Origin of the sequence: Haloferax chudinovii, from assembly GCF_042663345.1 — an archaeon.
Taxonomy (GTDB): domain Archaea; phylum Halobacteriota; class Halobacteria; order Halobacteriales; family Haloferacaceae; genus Haloferax; species Haloferax chudinovii.
In genome coordinates this window covers 125307-143010 of the sequence record NZ_JBHTAB010000007.1, presented here as the reverse complement: position 1 = coordinate 143010, position 17704 = coordinate 125307, and the positions used below count along the sequence as shown (strand labels likewise).

At 68.1% G+C, this 17704-nt stretch carries 15 protein-coding genes; 5 read left to right on the top strand and 10 right to left on the bottom strand.

Annotation, left to right across the window (positions count from 1 at the left end; genetic code table 11):
* Positions 1–85: 85 nt before the first annotated feature.
* Positions 86–2185 carry an NAD-dependent DNA ligase LigA gene (gene ligA, locus ACFQI8_RS13480; RefSeq protein ID WP_390245598.1) on the top strand — a complete coding sequence of 700 codons (2100 nt, stop codon included), beginning with the start codon at positions 86–88 and terminating at the stop codon, positions 2183–2185.
* Positions 2186–2248: 63 nt separating this feature from the next.
* Here ligA and ACFQI8_RS13475 read toward each other — a convergent pair whose 3' ends face one another.
* The 3 genes from ACFQI8_RS13475 to ACFQI8_RS13465 all read right to left on the bottom strand — a co-directional run bounded on the left by ACFQI8_RS13475 (position 2249) and on the right by ACFQI8_RS13465 (position 4546).
* The gene (locus ACFQI8_RS13475) at positions 2249–3172 is read right to left on the bottom strand and encodes an ABC transporter permease (protein WP_390245596.1); all 924 of its coding nucleotides are present in this window, start codon (positions 3170–3172) and stop codon (positions 2249–2251) included.
* Positions 3169–4149: an ABC transporter ATP-binding protein gene (locus ACFQI8_RS13470; protein WP_390245594.1), complete on the bottom strand. Its 981-nt coding sequence runs from the start codon at positions 4147–4149 to the stop codon at positions 3169–3171. Before ACFQI8_RS13470 ends, ACFQI8_RS13475 begins: the two co-directional genes overlap by 4 nt.
* A gap of 121 nt (positions 4150–4270) precedes the next feature.
* Positions 4271–4546: a DUF7967 family protein gene (locus tag ACFQI8_RS13465; protein WP_390245592.1), complete on the bottom strand. Its 276-nt coding sequence runs from the start codon at positions 4544–4546 to the stop codon at positions 4271–4273.
* 111 nt (positions 4547–4657) lie between these two features.
* On the opposite strand from ACFQI8_RS13465, the gene ACFQI8_RS13460 reads away from it, so the two are divergent.
* Positions 4658–4984 carry a VIT1/CCC1 transporter family protein gene (locus ACFQI8_RS13460; RefSeq protein WP_390245590.1) on the top strand — a complete coding sequence of 109 codons (327 nt, stop codon included), beginning with the start codon at positions 4658–4660 and terminating at the stop codon, positions 4982–4984.
* Between the two features lie 23 nt (positions 4985–5007).
* Here the strand turns inward: ACFQI8_RS13460 and ACFQI8_RS13455 are convergent, their stop codons facing one another.
* Positions 5008–6531: a methyl-accepting chemotaxis protein gene (locus tag ACFQI8_RS13455; RefSeq protein WP_390245588.1), complete on the bottom strand. Its 1524-nt coding sequence runs from the start codon at positions 6529–6531 to the stop codon at positions 5008–5010.
* Between the two features lie 132 nt (positions 6532–6663).
* On the opposite strand from ACFQI8_RS13455, the gene ACFQI8_RS13450 reads away from it, so the two are divergent.
* The gene (locus ACFQI8_RS13450) at positions 6664–8403 is read left to right on the top strand and encodes an excinuclease ABC subunit C (RefSeq protein WP_390245586.1); all 1740 of its coding nucleotides are present in this window, start codon (positions 6664–6666) and stop codon (positions 8401–8403) included.
* Positions 8404–8411: 8 nt separating this feature from the next.
* Here ACFQI8_RS13450 and ACFQI8_RS13445 read toward each other — a convergent pair whose 3' ends face one another.
* Both ACFQI8_RS13445 and mdh read right to left on the bottom strand, forming a co-directional pair.
* Entirely contained in the window at positions 8412–9338 is a 927-nt protein-coding gene (locus tag ACFQI8_RS13445; protein WP_390245584.1) for a CPBP family intramembrane glutamic endopeptidase, read from the bottom strand.
* A 111-nt stretch (positions 9339–9449) separates the two neighbouring features.
* On the bottom strand, positions 9450–10364 hold the full coding sequence (gene mdh / locus ACFQI8_RS13440) for a malate dehydrogenase (protein WP_390245582.1): 915 nt from the start codon (positions 10362–10364) through the stop codon (positions 9450–9452).
* Positions 10365–10570: 206 nt separating this feature from the next.
* Between mdh and ACFQI8_RS13435 the strand changes: the two genes are divergently transcribed.
* Together ACFQI8_RS13435 and ACFQI8_RS13430 are read left to right on the top strand one after the other, a co-directional pair.
* Positions 10571–11263 carry an Sjogren's syndrome/scleroderma autoantigen 1 family protein gene (locus ACFQI8_RS13435; protein WP_390245580.1) on the top strand — a complete coding sequence of 231 codons (693 nt, stop codon included), beginning with the start codon at positions 10571–10573 and terminating at the stop codon, positions 11261–11263.
* A gap of 72 nt (positions 11264–11335) precedes the next feature.
* Positions 11336–11725 (top strand): universal stress protein, encoded by a 390-nt coding sequence (locus tag ACFQI8_RS13430; RefSeq protein ID WP_390245578.1) that lies wholly within the window; start codon positions 11336–11338, stop codon positions 11723–11725.
* A gap of 24 nt (positions 11726–11749) precedes the next feature.
* Here ACFQI8_RS13430 and ACFQI8_RS13425 read toward each other — a convergent pair whose 3' ends face one another.
* From ACFQI8_RS13425 to ACFQI8_RS13410, 4 genes are all read right to left on the bottom strand, one after another.
* Complete coding sequence (locus ACFQI8_RS13425) at positions 11750–14347, bottom strand: DEAD/DEAH box helicase (RefSeq protein WP_390245576.1); 2598 nt, start codon at positions 14345–14347, stop codon at positions 11750–11752.
* Positions 14348–14693: 346 nt separating this feature from the next.
* Positions 14694–15704 carry an OapC/ArvC family zinc-ribbon domain-containing protein gene (locus ACFQI8_RS13420; RefSeq protein ID WP_390245574.1) on the bottom strand — a complete coding sequence of 337 codons (1011 nt, stop codon included), beginning with the start codon at positions 15702–15704 and terminating at the stop codon, positions 14694–14696.
* A 48-nt stretch (positions 15705–15752) separates the two neighbouring features.
* A complete protein-coding gene (locus tag ACFQI8_RS13415) occupies positions 15753–16145 on the bottom strand; it encodes a DUF2073 domain-containing protein (RefSeq protein ID WP_390245572.1) in 393 nt (130 codons plus the stop codon).
* 6 nt (positions 16146–16151) lie between these two features.
* Positions 16152–16793 carry an Era-like GTP-binding protein gene (locus tag ACFQI8_RS13410; RefSeq protein WP_390245570.1) on the bottom strand — a complete coding sequence of 214 codons (642 nt, stop codon included), beginning with the start codon at positions 16791–16793 and terminating at the stop codon, positions 16152–16154.
* Positions 16794–17704 lie beyond the last annotated feature (911 nt).

Here is a 17704-nt window from a genome sequence, read left to right as displayed (position 1 = left end):
GTTCGGCCGGCGCGCACTCGTCAGTCGCCCTCGTCCTACCGTCACCCCGGAGCGTTTACCCGCCGGCCGGCCGACACCCGAACCAATGAGCGACGCCGACGTCGACACCGAGTCGAACCCCTATCTCCGCGACCCGCCGACCGAGTTCGAGCCCGCCGAGTCGCTCTCGCGCGAGGCCGCCGAGGAGCAGGCCGCCCTCCTCCGCGAGGCCGTCCGCGAACACGACCACCGCTACTACGTCGCGGCCGACCCCCTCGTCTCCGACGCGGCCTACGACGCGCTGTTCTCCCGGCTCGTCGCGCTCGAAGGCGCGTTCGACCTCGATACGACCAACAGCCCGACGAACCGCGTCGGCGGCGAGCCCATCGACGCGCTGGAGACGGTCGAGCACGTCGCGCCCATGCTCTCTATCGACCAGAGCACCGAGGCCGACGACCTCCGGGAGTTCGACGAGCGCGTCCGCCGCGAGGTCGGCGCGGTCGACTACGTCTGCGAGCCCAAGTTCGACGGCCTCTCGGTCGAAGTCGTCTACGAGGGCGGCGAGTTCGTCCGCGCGGCCACCCGCGGCGACGGCCGGCGCGGCGACGACGTGAGCGCGCAGGTGAAGACGATTCCGACCGTCCCGCTGTCGCTCCGCGGCGACCACCCGGAGCGACTCGCCGTCCGCGGCGAGGTGTACATGCCGAAATCCGACTTCAGCGACCTCAACGCTCGGCGCGTCGAGGCCGGCGAGGACGCCTTCGCCAACCCCCGGAACGCGGCCGCCGGGACGCTCCGCAACCTCGACCCCTCGGTCGTCGCCGACCGCCCGCTCGCGGTGTTCTTCTACGACATCCTCGACGCGAGCGCGCGGCCCGACAGCCAGTGGGCGGCGCTCGACCGCCTGCGCGAGTGGGGCCTCCGCGTCGCCGACCGAATCGAGCGCGCCGCGGACGTGTCGGGGGCCATCGACTACCGGAACCGGATGCAGGCGGCCCGCGACGACCTCGACTACGAAATCGACGGGACGGTCATCAAGGTGGACTCGCGCGACGCCCGCGAGCGGTTGGGCGAAAAGAGCCGCTCGGTCCGCTGGGCGTTCGCCTACAAGTTCCCCGCGCGCCACGAGGTGACGACCGTCCGCGACATCGTCGTGCAGGTCGGGCGGACGGGTCGGCTCACGCCGGTCGCCATCCTCGACCCCGTGGACGTGGGCGGCGTCACCGTCTCGCGGGCGACGCTCCACAACCCCGACGAGATAGCCGACCTCGGCGTCGCGGTCGGCGACCGCGTCCGCGTCAAGCGCGCCGGCGACGTGATTCCGCAGGTGGTCGAGGTCACGGAAGACGGCGGCGGGAGCTACGAGTTCCCCGACGAGTGTCCGGTCTGCGAGAGCGTGGTCAACCGCGACGGCCCGCTGGCGTTCTGCTCGGGCGGGCTGTCCTGTCCGGCCCAGCGGGAGGCCTCCATCGGCCACTTCGCCGTCAAGGGCGCGATGGACATCGACGGCCTCGGCGAAGAGCGCGTCGCCCAGCTCGTCGACGCCGGCCTCGTCGAGACGGTCGCCGACCTCTACGACCTGACGGCCGACGACCTCGCCGAGTTGGAGGGGTGGGGCGAGACGAGCGCCGAGAACCTCGTGACCGCCGTCGAGAACGCCAAGCACCCGTCGCTCGACTCGTTTCTCGTCGGCCTGAGCATCCCCGAAGTCGGCGAGGCGACCGCCCGCGGCCTCGCCCGCGAGTTCGGCGCAATCGAGGCGTTCCCCATCGAGGCCGACGCCGAGGAAGGCGAGTTCGACGCGTTCGAAGAGCGCCTGACGGCGGTCCCCGACGTGGGCGAGACGGTGGCGCGTCGCGTCCGCGACTTCTTCGAGAACGAGGACAACCGCGCCGTGCTTCGCGCGCTCCTCGACCGCGGGGTCGACCCCGAACCCGTCGAATCGGGCGGCGACGAACTCGACGGCCTGACGTTCGTCGTGACCGGGGCGCTCGCCGCCGGCAGAGGTGACGTGAAAGACCTCGTCGAATCTCGCGGCGGTAACGTCACCGGGTCGGTCTCGGGGAACACCGACTACCTCGTCGTCGGCGAGAACCCCGGCCGGTCGAAGCGCGACGACGCCGAGGCGAACGGCGTGCCGACGCTCGCGGAGTCCGAGTTCGAGGAACTGCTCGCGGAGCGCGGCGTGGCGTATCCGCCGGAATAGAACAGTCGGAAGTCGGTTCGCCGAGACGGGGCTGTCGCGACTGCCGCAGGGCCAGTATCGGCCTCAGAGGTCAGCCTTCTCGAACGCCCAGTAGCCGAGTAGCGGCGGGACGACGACCCACGCGAGGAGGATAGCGAGGATGAACGGCCCGGAGAAGTAGAACGGCAACGACTCCTGGAACGCCGACTGAATGGTGAGCCGCTCGGCGAGACCGGCTTTGAACAGGCGGGCGGCGACCGCGGGGCCGTACAGTTCCGCGACCAGCGTCTCGTAGGCCCGAAGCGGGTTCAGGTACTTGATGAACAGTCGCATCTGGACGATTTGCGGCGCGGTCAGCGCGGTGAGGCCGAGCTGTTCGACGACCCAGTTGACGAGCCGCGGGACGCCCGTGGCGACCGTCGACCAGAGCACGGCGAAGATGAAGTACAGCCCGATGGTGCCGAACAGCGCCTGTCGCTGGGAGGCCGAGGTCGCCGAGAGCCAGACGCCGATGGAGACGAACGCCGTGGCGAGGAGTCCCGAGAGGGCCACCTGCCCCGCGTAGGAGGCGAACATGACCTGCCCGCCGGTGAACAGCATCGCGAAGAGGGCGACGACGAAGCCGACGAGCATCGAGATGATGACGACGAGCGTGCGGCCGACGAGCTTTCCGAACACCACGTCGCGCCGGGAGTTCGGAAGCGACAACAGGAGCTTGATAGTTCCCGATTCGCGCTCGTCGATGAGCGAGCCGTGGGCCGTCACGAGCGCGATGAGCGCGAGGACGAACCCGAGCATGCCCGCATACGAGAAGTTGAACAGCCCGCCCGGCGCGGTGCTGAGGCCGAACAGCGTCTCGGAGTTCGCGCCCGCGCCCGAGAGCAAGACGCCGTAGAACAGCGCCGTCGACCCGCCGATGAGGAGGGCGAAAAACAGCGTCAGACCGAGGAGCCACCGCGACCGGAGGGCGTCGCGGAAGTCCTTGCGCGCGACCGATTCGAGCGTCACGCCGCCACCTCCGATTCGTCGGCCGGGTCGTCGCCCTCGGTGTACGCGAGGAAGATGTCCTCGAGCGACGCGGAGTCTGTCTCGAAGTCGGCGACGGTCGCGCCGCCGGCCTCGACGGCCTCGATGACGCGGGTCTTGGCGTCGTCGGTACAGCCGACGACGAGGCGGTCGCCGTCGGTCTCGACCGACGAGACGCCGTCGAGCGCGCGGACCGCGTCGAGGTCAGCGTCGCCGTCGACGTCGATGCGGAGAATCGCCTCGGCGTCGACGCGGTCGCGGAGGCCCTCGATGGTGTCCTCGGCGATGAGTTCGCCGTCGCGCATGATGCCGACGCGGTCGCAGACCGCTTCGACCTGTCCGAGCACGTGGCTGGAGAAGAACACCGTCGCACCACGGTCGGCCTCGGTGCGGACGATGTCGCGCATCTCGCGCGCGCCGGCGGGGTCGAGACCGGAAGAGGGCTCGTCGAGGACGAGGAGGTCGGGACTCCCGGCGAGCGCCATCGCGAGCGCGAGGCGCTGGGACATCCCCTTGGAGTAGCCGCCGGCGCGGCGGTCCGCCTCGTCGGGGGCTAAGCCGACGCGGGAGAGCAGTTCGTCGGGGTCGTCGTCGGCTTCCTTGGACTCGATGGCGAACTCGACGTGTTCGCGCCCGGTGAGTCGGTCGTACACGTCGTAGCCCTCGGGGAGCACCCCGGTCCGACGCCGGACGGCCACGCTCTCGGCCTGCGCGTCGTGTCCGAGCACGCGGATGGACCCGCTCGTCGGGCGGACGAAGTCGAGAAGCATGTTAATCGTCGTCGATTTTCCGGCACCGTTGGGACCGAGGAACCCGAAGACCTCCCCCTCAGCGACGGAAAACGAGAGGTCGTCGACGGCGGTGACGGTGTCGGGTTCGGACGACGGGAGGAGGGAATCGAACAGTCCCTCGTCGTCTTCGAACCGTTTTGTCACCCCGTTCAGTTCGATGGCGGCCATGGGCAGGCCTGCGTCGCACTGCCTTAAAGTGTTTTAGGTGCGAAAATCACGGGCGATAACATTCCGGGTCGAAATCGACGCTCACCTCGCCGCCGTCGGGCGGGTCGGACCCCTCGTCGGCTCAGACCTCGTCTTCGGCGTCGTGGGAGTCGGCCATCTTCGTCGCCTCCGCCGCGTACCGCTCGCGCAGGTCGTCGTCGGCCACGGGTTCGAGATTCTCCGTCGGCGCGTCGATGGCGGCGGTCACGGTCATCCGGCGCTGGTGCATCACGGCCGCGGCGAGCTCCTTGCGGAGTTCGTACTCGCCGTCGGGCGTCGCGTAGATGAGGATGATGAGGTCCCGGTCGTCGTAGGACCGCTCGACCAACCAGAGCCGCGTCGTGTCGTCGTCGCTCATGGGCCGTGGTTCGGCCGGGGTTCCCTTACGCGTGCCGGCATCGACGCCGCGCGGCGCGCCGCGGGTCTCCCCTACCGTATATTCGCCCCGCGAGCGTACGATTCCGGCATCTTGGAGACGTTGCTCGGCGACGACGTGGGGTCGTCTGGTCGGTACCTCCCCGAACTCATCTACGGGGCGAACGACGGCATCGTCACGACGTTCGCCGCCTTCATCGTCGCCGGGTGGGCACCGCTGTTTCCGTCCGTGCTCGGGGTCGAACCGCTGTTTCCCGTCTCCATCGCCGTCACCGCCGCGGCGTTCTTCGCCGTCGGCGCGAGTCGGAGCCTCGTGACGAACCGCTCGTGGCTCGCTAACGGCGTCGAGATGTTCGTCGTCGGAATGGCGGCCGCCACGGTCGCCTACGCGGTCGGGAACCTCCTCGCCGGCGTCGCCTGACGCGGACGCGCGTCCGAGTCACGTCAGGCAGACCGGCTCCCGGACAGTTCCTCGACCTCGGTGGCGAGCGACGACAGCGCCCGCGTGCTCTCGTCGGTCGCCGCGACGATGCTGTCGACCGCGCCCTCGGTCTCGACGGTCCGGTCGCGCACGTCCTCGATGGTCGCGGTCAGTTCCTCGACCGCCTCGGCCTGCTCGTCGGTCGCGCGGGAGACCTCGGCGACGCCGTCGGCGGCGGTGTCGATTGAGGAGGCGATTTCCTCGAACGCCGACAGCATCTCTGAGATGCGCTCGTCGGCGTGCTCGATGCGGTCGTTGGACTCCGTCGCCGCGTGGACCGCCTCGTCGGTCTGCGACTGGATGTCCTCTATCTGCGTGGTGATGTCCTCGGTGTGCTGGCGCGTCTCGTCGGCGAGCGACTTGACCTCCTCTGCGACGACGGCGAAGCCGTCGCCGTCCTCGCCGGCGCGGGCGGCCTCGATGTTCGCGTTGAGCGCGAGCAGGTTCGTCTGTTCGGCCACCTCGGAGATGACCTCCACGACCGCCTCGATGTCGTCCATGCGGCCGCCGAGTTCGGTCACGCGCTCGACGAGTTCGTCGCCCATCGTGACGACGCTCTCGGTGGCCTCGCGCGCCTCGCTGTTGGCCTCGCGGCCCTCGGCGGTCGCCTCGCGCGCCTCCGTGGCCGCCGTGTCGACCTCGTCTGCGGTCGCGGCGACCTCCTCCATCGTCGCGCTGAACTGTTGCATCTGGGTCGCGCCCTCGTCGAGGAGGTCGCGCTGTTCGTCGACGGTCTCGACGATTGCGTCCGCCGCCGACGCGGCCCGCGTGACCGCCGCGGTCGCTGTCTCCGTCTCGTCTTCGACGTTCGACGCCAGCGTCGAGAGGTTCCGCGCCGTCTCGTTGACCGCGTCGACGACGAGATAGAGTTGGTCGTCGACGGTGCCGCGCTCCGCTATCGTCGCCCGCGCGTCGAGGTTGCCCCGGCTCAGTTGGGTCAGCGTCGACTCGACCTCGGAGACGAGCGCGGCGACCTCGCGGTGGCGCTCGACTTCCGTCGTCCGGTTGCGGACGGTCTGGAGGACGCCGACGAGCTCGTCGCCCTCGTAGAGCGGCATCGCCGTGTGCCGGGCGTGGCAGTCGTCGCCGTTCGCGTCCGTGAACGTCTCTTCTGCGGCGTAGAGCAGGCGGTCTGGGTCGTCGAGTTCCACGCCGTCGAGCGACGCGGCGTCGCGGGGGGTGTCGAGGACCTGCCCCGCGAGTACGCGGGCCGCGGCGTCGCCGTAGAAGGTCTCACCGAGGTCCCGGCGGCCGAGCGCGGCGTCGGCGGACGTGCCGGTCAGCGACTCGACGCCAGAGTTCCACGCCGCGATGCGACCCTGTTCGTCGAGGACGAACGCCGGAAGCCCGACGCCGTCGAGGAGCACGTCGTCGGCGACGTTCAGGTCGGGCGCGTCGGCGGCGGAGTCGGCGACGATTCCGCCGTCCGGTACCGGAGCCTGTCCACCGAACCACGAGCGGACGCGAGAGAGTATACCAAGTGACATTAGAGGCCACGTTTCAGAGCATCACACGAGTATCTTTCGAGTATATTATCAAAAAAGATAATTCGAGGACTGCGAGGCGGCGACGCGCCCGACGCGTCAGCCTCAAGCCTCTCGCGCGGTAAGCCACCCCAGATGGACCCTGTCGCGGTCAGCGAACGAGCCAGCGCGCTTCCGGCGGACCCGGGCGTGTACCAGTTCGTCGCCGGCGACGCGGTGTTCTACGTCGGGAAGGCGGTCGACATCCGCTCACGGGTTCGGTCGTACGCGGACCCCCGGTCGGAGCGCATCTCCCGGATGGTCGCCCGCGCGGAGCACATCGACTTCGCCGTTACCGACACTGAGACGCAGGCGCTCCTCCTCGAAGCCAACCTCATCAAGCGCCACCAACCGCGCTACAACGTCCGCCTGAAAGACGACAAGTCCTACCCGCTGGTCCAACTGACGGCCCACGCGGTCCCGCGGGTCGAGGTCACCCGCGACCCCGAGGACTCGGCGACCGTCTTCGGGCCGTACACCGACAAGGGCCGCGTCGAGACGGTCGTGAAGGCGATTCGAGAGACCTACGGCCTCCGCGGCTGTTCGGACCACAAGTACGCGAACCGCTCGCGGCCGTGTCTCGACTACGAGATGGGCCTGTGTACGGCCCCCTGTACCGGCGAAATCGAAGAGCGCGACTACCGCGAGGACGTGGAGTCGGCGGTCCGCTTCTTCGAGGGCGAGACGGGCGTCCTCGCCGACCCGCTCCGCCGGGAGATGGACGCGGCCGCGCAGGACGCGGAGTTCGAGCGCGCCGCCAACCTCCGCGACCGGTTGGAGGCCGTCGAGTCGTTTCACGGTGCGGGCGAGGACGCCGTCTCGTCGCAGTCCGACGAGCGCGCCATCGACGTGCTCGGCGTCTCGCTCCGCGGCGACTCGGCGACGGTCGCCCGACTCCACGCCGAGCGCGGCCAGTTGGTCGACCGGACCCGCCACCACCTCGACGCGCCCGAGGGCGAAGACCGCACGGCCGCCGTCCTCTCGGCGTTCCTCGCGCAGTTCTACGCCGAGCGCGACCTCCCCGACGCGGTCGTCCTCTCGGAACGCCCCGACGACGAGGACGTGGTGGCGTGGCTCGAAGCCGAAGGCGTGGGCGTGCGCGTCCCCGGCGCGGGCCGCGAGGCGAAACTGGTCGAACTCGCGCTGAAGAACGCCCGCCGGCGCGCCGGCCGCGACGACGGCCTCGCCACGCTCGCCCGCGAACTCGACCTCGACGTGCGCCGCGTCTCTCGCATCGAGGGCTTCGACGTGAGCCACGCGCAGGGCAAGGCCGTCGTCGGGAGCGACGTGTGCTTCGTCGAGGGGAGCGCCGAGACCGCGGACTACCGCCGGCGGCGACTCCCCGAGCGCAACGACGACTACGCGAACATGCGCGAACTCGTCCGCTGGCGGGCGACCCGCGCGCTGGAGGGCCGCGACGACCGCCCGGACCCCGACGTACTCCTCATCGACGGCGGCAAGGGACAGTTGAACGCCGCGCTCGACGCCCTCGACGAGACCGGCTGGGACGTGCCCGCCGTCGGCATCGCCAAGGACCGGGAACTGGTCGTCACGCCCGACCGGACGTTCGACTGGCCGGACGACGCCCCGCACCTGCACGTCCTCCAGCGCGTCCGCGACGAGGCCCACCGCTTCGCCGTCCAGTACCACCAGACGCTCCGCGACGAGGTGAAGACCGTCCTCGACGACGTGCCCGGCGTCGGCGAGAAGACCCGCCGGGCGCTCCTCACGCGGTTCGGGAGCGTCGAGGGGGTGCGCGAGGCGTCGGTCGAGGACCTGACCGACGTGCCCGGCGTCGGCGAGAAGACGGCCGACGAACTGAAACGGCGGCTCTGAGGAAGGGACTACGCCTCGAACGCCGGCGAGCGAACCACGAGTGCCGCGGCGACGACCACCCACGGAACGACGGCGACTGCGCCGACGGCGGTCGGGCCAAGTAACGACGGCGCGCCGGTCGTCGCGAAGACGCTCCCGAGGCCCGCGAAGGCGTTGAACATCCCGTGGCCGAGCGCCGCGGGCCACACCGAGTCGGCGCGGAGCGCGACCCACGCGAGAAAGACCCCGACCGCCGTCGTCATCCAGACCATCGCCAGAAAGCCGGTCCACGGCGCGCCGGGGTAGCCGAAGCCGTAGTTGTAGCCGAGCGCGATGAGCGGCCAGTGCCACGCGCCCCAGACGACGCCCGAGAGGAGGACCGCCCGGCGGGGACCGAGCGGGAGGAGCTTCTGCAGGAGGTACGCTCGCCAGCCGAACTCCTCCCCGAAGGCGAAGGCGGTGTTCACCGTCGCACCGAGGACGAGCCCCTGTGCGACCTGTGCGACCACGACGAGTTCGAGCGACGTGCCCGGCGGGAGCACCCCGCGGAGCGCCGTCGCGTCGGGGTCGAAATACGCCGGAAAGAGCGCGAAGAACAGCGCCGAACCGATGGCGATGACGAGACCGGGCGCGAGCCACGCGAGGAGGTAGGTGCCGACGTTCGACCGGAGCGCGGGGCGAATCCGCAGGCTCGTCCATCCCTCGCCGGTGACGAGCCGGGTGACGACGTTCGCGACCGACGGCGAGAACATGTAGCACGTGCTGACGAGCACGAGCCACAGCGGGAGCCCGACTGCGACCGGCGGCGAGTTCGTCAGGCCGCCGGTGAGAGACACGACCAGCGCGGTCGCGCCCGCGAGCCCGAAGGCGACGAGAAGGAAGACGAAGACGCGGCGGGACTCGAACGATTCGGCGCGCGCGTTCGGGTCCGTCCGACCGTCTCCAACTGTAGACATACGAGACCTATCGGCCGGCGACGAGATAACGGTTGACGCCGCGGAGACACGCGTGTCAGCGGGAGGAGACGCCGAACCGCAAAAAGTCGGGATGTCGACAACCGAGCCGAGTTACGCGATTTTGTCGTACTGGTCGCGGAGCTTCTCGGCCGCGTCGTCCATGAGGTCGGCCTCGTAGTCGTCGAGGTCCCACTCGACGACCTCCTCGATGCCGTTCGAGCCGAGCTTGACGGGGACGCCGAAAGCGGTGTCCTCGTAGCCGAACTCGCCGTCGAGGACGAGCGAGCCGGGGAGCACTTCGCCGGTGTCGTGCAGGACGGCCTCGACCATGTGGGCGACGCCGGTCGCCGGGCCCCACTGGGTCGCGCCCTTGCGCTCGATGACGTCCATGGCGGACTCCTGGAGGTCGCCGAGAATCTCCTCTTTCTCGTCGGCGGAGAAGGCGGGGTCGTTGCCGTCGACGCGGACCTTCGAGAAGGCCGGAACCTGCGCGTCGCCGTGCTCGCCGAGGATGGTCGCGTCGACGTTCTTGACCGGCACGTCGAAGCGCTGGCTCAGGACGTAGCGGAAGCGGGCGGAGTCGAGGCGGCCGCCGAAGCCGATGACCTTGTGGCGGTCGCGGTCGCCCGTCTCGTAGAGGTGGCGGTTGAGCAGGTCGACGGGGTTCGACGTGGTGATGGAGACGAAGTCGTCGTTGTGCTCCGCGAGCGAGGAGCCGATGTCGTCCATGATGGGAGCGTTGTCGCCCGCGAGGTCGATACGGGTCTGCCCCGGCTGGCGCGGGATGCCCGCCGTGATGACGACCACGTCGGAGCCGGCGGTGTCCTCGTAGCCGCCCTGCGTCACGACCGTGTTGGAGTCGTAGGCGATGCCGTGGTTCGTGTCCGCCGCCTGTCCGACCGTCTTGTCTTCCATCTTCGGGATGTCAACGAACACGAGTTCGTCGCAGACATCGCGAAGCGCGAGGTTGTACCCAGCCGCGGCACCGACCGTGCCGGCCGCACCAATCACGCTAACTTTCGTCATGCCACATTAACGACGCTGTGGATTCCGAGTAAACGTTTCGGAACGGGCACCGAACCGCAGTCTGTCGATTCTGTCTACGTCAGTCGTCGAATTTCGGGCGACTGCGGCGGGGTGACGTCGGTCGCGAGAGCCGGTGAGACCGCCGGTCCCGGAACCGGTCGAGCGACGCCGTGGGGTTTTTCGACGCACGTCGCGTCCACACCCACATGAGCGACTTCGACAAGGAAGCAGAGCGCCAGCGACTTCGGGAGAAGTACGAGCGAGACGAAACGAAGCGCCGGTCGACCCAACGGATGAGCGAGTTGCTCCTCAAGGGCGCGACGATGACGGACAAACACTGCGACAACTGCGGCGACCCGCTGTTCCGCTACGAGGGGCAGGTGTTCTGTCCGACCTGTCAGGCCGAGGGGCAGGCCGCGGCGAACGCCGACCAAGACGCGGAGCGGGCCGACGAGGCGGCCGTCGAGGCCGACGCCAACGAGGGCGAGGGCGAGGCCGCGTCCGGCGGGGCGACCGCGTCCGCAGAGAGCGTCGATGCGGCCGATGCGGAGAGCGTCGGTGCCGAGGCGACGGAAACTGAGCGGCCACAGATCGGAACGCAACAGCCCGAGCGGGCCGGGCGGAACCGCGTCGCCGACGAGGCGCGCCGCGACACTGCCGGCTCGAACGGGCGGGCCGCGTCGGCGACACGGTCCCGAACCACGGGTGGGCGGGGGACGACCGAGGGACGCGCGACGCGCGAAGTCGCCGGCGACGTGACCGCCGCGCGCGAGTCGCTCGTGCGGACGCTGACGTGGGCCGCCGAGCGAGCCGAGTCGACCGACGACCCGCGGCGGGCGACGGAGTTCCTGACCGCCGCGCGCGAGGCCGCCGAGGCCATCTCGGCGCTCGACCGATAACGACCGACACGTCGTCGCCTCAGCGCCCGCTCCGGCGGTAGAACTTACCGCCCCGCGGGCCCTCTGTCTCGTATGGACGTACTCATCCCCATCGACGGCACCGACGCCAGCAAGCGCGCGCTCGACTTCGCCATCGAGATGGTCGTCGGGATGGGCGGACGCCTCCACGTGGTCCACTACACGAACAACCAGACCGACGCGACGGCGGCGATTCTCGACGACGCGCGCGGCAGACTCGAAGCGGGCAATATCAGCGGCGAGCCGGAGCTCTCGACCATCACGGTCGACGTGTGGACCGCCGACCGCGTCGGCGAGGAGATTCTCGACACCGTCGAACGCGGCGGCTTCGACCACGTCGTCATGGGCCACCACGAGGACGGCATCGTCGAGCGAACCGTCTTCGGGAGCGCCGCCGAGACGGTGCTTCGGGCCGAGGCCGTTCCGGTGACTATCGTTCCCTGACGCGCGACGGGCGGTGAACGCGGCTCAGCGGTACTCCGAGCCGACGACCTCGCGGATTCGCTCGGCGGTGACCTGGCCGACACCGCGGACCTCTTTGAGGTCGTCCTCGTTGGCGGTCATGACCGCCTCGACGCTCCCGAACACTTCGAGCAGGGTCCGCGCCGTGACCGGGCCGATGTCGGCGATGGCGGAGACGACGTACTCCTGTTGCTCGTCGAGCGTCTTCGCGCTCTTGCCGCCGTGGACGCTCACGGTCCGTTCGCGGTCCGTCTGCTCGCGAGTGGCGATGGTCGCCAGCATCTCCGCGGTGTCGTCTTCGCCCTCGGTGAACAGCACGCTCACGTTGAAGTCGACCGCGACCGACGACAGCGCCCCGCGAATCGCGCCGGGATGGATGTTGCGCTCCTCGTAGAGGCCGCGCCCCTCGATGACGAGAAGCGGCCGCGCGTAGTGGCGCGTGAGGTCCGCAATCTGCTCGAATATCGACCGGTCGCCGCCCGTGAGCGTGTCGAGGAAGTCCGAGACGCTCTTTCGCTCGACCGCGACGCGGTCCGAGAGGACGTAGTCGCCGACCGCGAGCGTCTCCAGTCGGGTCGTCAGGTCCTCGCGCTTCGAGAGGGTGCGGGCGATGTTGGAGTCGAGTTCGCGCTGGTCGACGACGATTTCGACGGTCTCCGCGTCGTCGGTGCCAGCCGCGGCGACGGTGGCCGAGTCGTCCACCTCGTCGCCCTCGTCGGCTCCGGGTTCCGATGACGGGTCGGCATCCGAGTCGCCCGCCTCGTCGGCCGATTCGGCGTCCGTGCCGAGGCTGTCGTCGCCGTCGTCCGCCCGCGCTAACTCCTCGTCCGAGGGGCCGAAGTCGGCGAGGCCGGACTGTCCCTCGGAGTCGGTCGCCGCGGCGGTCGCGGTCCCGCCGTTCGAGGCGGACGACGCGGCGGCCGACGCCTCGTTCGCACCGCCCTCGCTCGCGGCGTCAACCCCCTCGTTTCCGGTGGAACTTCCCGTCTCGCCGGCGGAAGCTCCGTCGTCTCCCGCGAACGCCGAGAGGTCGCGCTGGGAGGGGTCGAGTTCGGCTTCGAGGTCCTCGGCCGCGCCCTTGAGGTCGCGAAGCTCGTTTTGCATCGTCTTCTCGCGGCGGCGCGATATCCAGAAGTACGCCTCGTCGCGGGTATCCTCGGCGAGGAGGACGACCACGCGGCCGTCGGCTTGACGGCCGGTCCGGCCCTTCCGCTGGATGGACCGGATGGCCGTCGGCACGGGTTCGAAAAAGAGCACGAGGTCGACCTCGGGCACGTCGAGGCCCTCCTCCGCGACCGAGGTCGACACCAGTACCTCGAACTCGCCGTTTCGGAACTTGTCGAGGGTCTCCTGCTGTTCGTTCTGGGTCATCCCGTCGGAACCCTCGCGGTCGCCCTGCCCGACGAACCGCCGGACTGAGAAGCTCTCCGAGAGGAACTCCGTGAGCGCCTCGGCCGTGTCGCGCGATTCGGTGAAGACGATGACGCGCTCGCCGTTCTGGATGCCGAGCGTCTCCGCGAGGAGGATGCGCGTCTTCCTGAACTTCGGGTGGAGCCCGTCGAACGACTCGGCTTTCCGCATCGCCTCGCGGACCTTCGGTTCGGCGACGAGTCGCTGGCTCGCCTTCGACGCGCCCGACGAGCGGGCGGCGTTGCGCTGGCGCTCGAAGTACCGCCGGACCGACTCGACCGACTGGGTCTCGACGAGTTCGACCGCCCGACGGAGTTTCATCACCTCCGCGTGCGTCGACATCCCCTTGTAGCCCTCAGACTTGTCGGCGTTCATCAGCCGCTGTAGCTCCGCGCGCATCCGGTTGAGCTTCTTCTGGGAGATATCCGGCTTCGTCGATTTGGTGACGCCCAACTGCTTGAGCTTCTCCAGCCGGTCGGTGATGACATCGTTGAGCGCGTCGCGTATCTCCAGAATCTCGTCAGGGAGCTGGATGCGGTTCCACTCCACGTCCGTGTCGTGGGTGTACTCCGATACGTCGGCGTCCTCCTCGGTCATCACCTCCACGTCGACGATGCCGAGGTTCTCACAGACGTCGAGGATGGCCTCCTCGTCGCCGCCGGGCGAGGCGCTCATCCCCGTGACGAGCGGGTCTTCGGCGTCGGCGTGGTAGCGCTCGGCGATGTAGACGTAGGCGTAGTCGCCGCTCGCGCGGTGGCACTCGTCGAAGGTGAGGTGCGTCACGTCCCGAAGCGAGATGCGGTTGCCGATGAGGTCGTTTTCGATGACTTGCGGCGTGGCGATGACGATCTGGGCATCCTGCCAGAGCGCGGCCCGGTCGTCGGGCCGAACGTCGCCGGTGAAGACGACGATTTCGTCGTCCGGGACGTTCAGCGCCTCGCGATAGAAGTCGGCGTGCTGTTGGACGAGCGGCTTCGTCGGCGCGAGAAACAGCGACTTCCCGCCCACGTCGTAGAGCCGCTGGGCCGTGACGAGCAGGCTGACGGTCGTCTTCCCGAGTCCGGTGGGGAGACAGACCAACGTGTGGCCGTTGCGCGCGGTACCGGCGAGGCGAATCTGATAGAGCCGCCGCTCGATGAACGACGGCGCGAGTAGCGGGTGGTCCACGTACGCAACGTCCTCAGAGGCCGACATCGGTGACGATTGCTCGTCCTCGCCGATAAGCGTTCGCAGAGCAGGGTGAAACTAAAGGAGTCCGCCGAGAGACGCCGCGGCGGTCGTCAACCCGCGCTGTCGGCGGTGTCGAGGTCGGGGTCGTCTGGTCGCGCGGACGGGAGCGACGCTCCGAGGAGCGACGCCCACTCGGCGACCTTTTCGTTGTGTGGATTGGACATAGCGCTTCCCCAAGGAGATATACTCTCAACTATCGTATATAACGGTTGTGCCGATTCGACGGATGGACTCGTACGAACGAGACCGAGAAACCGTCGCTCCACCGGAACCAGTGGGGTCGAAGGTCGGTCCACCGCGAGAAACGCGCTCAGTCCTCGCGGTTGCCGGGACCCCACGAGTCCGGGACTTCGATGACGTACCGGCCGTCCTCGCGAAGCGAGATGATGTACTCACTTCGGTCGTACAACTCCATGAGGTTGAGTTCGTACTGACCGGGATTGACGATTTTGATGCTCTCGAACTGGTCGTTGAGCTCCTCACGGAGCTTGTCAAGGTCGGGTCGCTCGTCGGACGACGGCTCGATGACCGTGCCGTCGGCGTCCGTGGGGGCGGCATCCGCGGGCCGGCCGGCCGCCGCGTCGGGGGCAGAGGACACGTCGGGGTTGGAAGGCGCTTCCGACGGCGCCTCGGCCGCCGAACCGGGTCGGTTCGCATCGGCCGCGGCGAGTTCTTCCGGCGTGACGACGTCGCTCCGGGCGCTCTTTTGAGAGTTGTCCTCGTCCGTCTCGCGCGCGTTGATTTTACCGGGCTCTCGATTCGAGGGTGAGGCCGAACTCGGGGAGCTATCGGGCTGACCCGTCGCGGGCTCTCCTCGGGATTCGTTCCGCGACGCTGGTGGCTCCTGGGGGTCCACCCCCGGAGACTCGCCGGGCGCTGACGGCCACTCACCCCAACCGCGGGGGCCGGGGTCGGGTTCGCTACCCGTGTCGGCCGCGTCAACCGCGTCGCTCGACTCGGTCGCATCGGTCGGCGACGGCTCGTTTCGGGTCGAACCCGCGGCGTCGCCGGTCTCGGCTCGCTTTGGGGTGTCGGCGTTTGCGTTCGCCCAGTCGCTGACGGTTATCGACTCCTCGTCGGTCGAGTCGGGATGGGACTGCCGCTGTGCGCGGTCTCGGACGGCGTCGGCCGCCGAGGAGGTCAGGTCCCGCGTTCCGGCGCCGCCCGTCGACGGCGTGTCATCGCTTGCGCTCGCGGGAGCGCTCCCGCTCGACGCGGGCTTGAACTGAAACTTGTTGCCGCCGCAGCTCGGGCACCCCGAAAGCATCTCCTTCGAGCCGTCGGGGAACACCTCACCGCACGTGGTGCATTGATGTGGCATTGATGGATGGTAGCGCCGGATGGCGCGTGAGGGCGTTCGTGGGACCTCCTATTTTCGGGAGACGAGCGCGCTGATGAGGTTCTCGTCCTTGTGGAGCGTCTGAATCTGGTTCGCGGGTCCGATAACCGTGAGCTTCTGGGTCGACTGTCGGCCCATGAGCCGGTCGAGGAAGCTCTGTTCTGCGGTCTGCGAGCGCGGATACGTCTCGATTTCGATACCGTTGAACTCGTCGGGGCTTATCTCCGCCATCGTGACCTCGATGAGCTTCGACTCCTCGTCGGGCGAGAGGCCCTCTTCGAGGATGACGATGTTGCCGTCGCGGACGCCGTCGAGGATGAGCCGAATCTTCTCCATGCTCGTGAGATTCGCCAGCCGATTCCCGCTGAAGAGGTCTATCTGGACCCCGTCGGTGCCGTTGTCGGAGGCGGTTGCTTCAGGCATGGTGAATCACCCGAAGTACTCCGCGATTTTGGCGTACACTTCGTCCATGTTCTCACCTTCGAGCGCCGACAACTCGACTGTTTCGTGCTGTGGGTACGCGTTCGCGATGCGCTCGACGTTCGCCTCTTCGAGGTCGATCTTGTTCCCGAAGATGAGCACGGGCAGGTCCTGGCTCTCGATGATGCCGATGAGCATCGTGTTGACCTGTGATATCGGGTCTTTCGTGCTGTCGAGCACGTAGACGACGCCGTCGACGTCCTCGCGGAGCCAGTGCATGGCCTCGGCGACGCCCTCGGTCGCCTCGCGGGACCGGCGGACGGCGTCGTCTTTCTCCATGTCGTGTTCGAGGAATTCCTTGTAATCGACCTTTGTCGTGACCCCCGGCGTGTCGACGATGTCGATGGTGACTTTCTTGCCGTTCCGCTCGATTTCGACGTTCTCTTTCCGCCTGGCGCGGCGAGTCTCGTGAGGGATGTGGCTCTCGGGACCGATGGCGTCACCGGTCCAGTCACGGGCGATACGGTTTGCGAGAGTCGTCTTCCCGGCGTTGGGCGGGCCATATATACCGATCCGCTTCGGCTCGCTCTCCGAAAAGAGCCGGTCGACGACTCGTGAGATGCTGTCTCTTAAATCTGTGAGCAGTCCCATCCTGGGCCTCCCGCACCTCCCGAACGCGTCGTGGAGGGCGTATGGAGGTATCACCCAACCGGACTCACTTAAGCACTACGTCAGACACCAGTCACGTGGGAGACAAGACGACAGAAAGGAACGGCGAAGACGGCGGCCGACTCGGCAAGTCGGCGTCGAGCGGAGGAGATTCGGCCCGCTGACGTCCGGTTGCGGCGCATCGAACGGGCGACGTGAGAACGGGCGACGTGAGAACGGGCGACGTGAGAACGGGCGACGTCGGGCTCAGAGTCGTAGTTTTGTCGTAATTGTTACTTCGGGCGTACACGTGCGTATCCCGAACCGTCTCCAGAACCCCGAACGTTCGCCGGTGAATCAGTTTGATCCGGAATGGCCGCATACCAACAGTCGCAGACGAGACACGGATTTGGGAGTTCCGACGGGGCCGAAGCACCCACCCGGTGACACCCCCACCCCTTCGTTTCGGGTGGAACCGCTCGAACGGGTGGGTGGGGGGAGACCCCTAGACGGCGGTGAGTCGTTAATTGAATTCTAGGCTCGGATGATAATATGGTATTTCTCCCCAGTACGGATATGGTACGAATACATTTGTAATAAAACCACTCTTTTCCAAGAACCACCGAGACCCCCCTCCCCTTCGATTCTCATCTCCACCCGAAACAAAGGGGTGTGGGGCAATCGACACCGAGGGGTTTCCCGTCGAACTGGAGAACCACCACTTAATTGCATAGAAGAACCGAGGAGTAGACAAAGACGAGAACCGTTCTATCTCTCGGTTTTTCGAAAAGCGTGTTTTCGCTGTCTCCACACGAAACGGAGGGGTTCGAACCAGCGATTCTTCTCGTCGGACACCACCCTCACCCTGAGTTCCACTCTAACTGTCTCCGATTGCCGGTTCGCGTGGACCGCAG

Excerpts from the sequence above, each read along its gene's own strand:
- ligA (WP_390245598.1), top strand. The coding sequence starts at position 86 with ATGAGCGACGCCGACGTCGACACCGAGTCGAACCCCTATCTCCGCGAC.
- ACFQI8_RS13470 (WP_390245594.1), bottom strand. The coding sequence starts at position 4,149 with ATGGCCGCCATCGAACTGAACGGGGTGACAAAACGGTTCGAAGACGAC.
- ACFQI8_RS13465 (WP_390245592.1), bottom strand. The coding sequence starts at position 4,546 with ATGAGCGACGACGACACGACGCGGCTCTGGTTGGTCGAGCGGTCCTAC.
- ACFQI8_RS13455 (WP_390245588.1), bottom strand. The coding sequence starts at position 6,531 with ATGTCACTTGGTATACTCTCTCGCGTCCGCTCGTGGTTCGGTGGACAG.
- ACFQI8_RS13450 (WP_390245586.1), top strand. The coding sequence starts at position 6,664 with ATGGACCCTGTCGCGGTCAGCGAACGAGCCAGCGCGCTTCCGGCGGAC.
- ACFQI8_RS13445 (WP_390245584.1), bottom strand. The coding sequence starts at position 9,338 with ATGTCTACAGTTGGAGACGGTCGGACGGACCCGAACGCGCGCGCCGAA.
- mdh (WP_390245582.1), bottom strand. The coding sequence starts at position 10,364 with ATGACGAAAGTTAGCGTGATTGGTGCGGCCGGCACGGTCGGTGCCGCG.
- ACFQI8_RS13435 (WP_390245580.1), top strand. The coding sequence starts at position 10,571 with ATGAGCGACTTCGACAAGGAAGCAGAGCGCCAGCGACTTCGGGAGAAG.
- ACFQI8_RS13430 (WP_390245578.1), top strand. The coding sequence starts at position 11,336 with ATGGACGTACTCATCCCCATCGACGGCACCGACGCCAGCAAGCGCGCG.
- ACFQI8_RS13425 (WP_390245576.1), bottom strand. The coding sequence starts at position 14,347 with ATGTCGGCCTCTGAGGACGTTGCGTACGTGGACCACCCGCTACTCGCG.
- ACFQI8_RS13420 (WP_390245574.1), bottom strand. The coding sequence starts at position 15,704 with ATGCCACATCAATGCACCACGTGCGGTGAGGTGTTCCCCGACGGCTCG.
- ACFQI8_RS13415 (WP_390245572.1), bottom strand. The coding sequence starts at position 16,145 with ATGCCTGAAGCAACCGCCTCCGACAACGGCACCGACGGGGTCCAGATA.
- ACFQI8_RS13410 (WP_390245570.1), bottom strand. The coding sequence starts at position 16,793 with ATGGGACTGCTCACAGATTTAAGAGACAGCATCTCACGAGTCGTCGAC.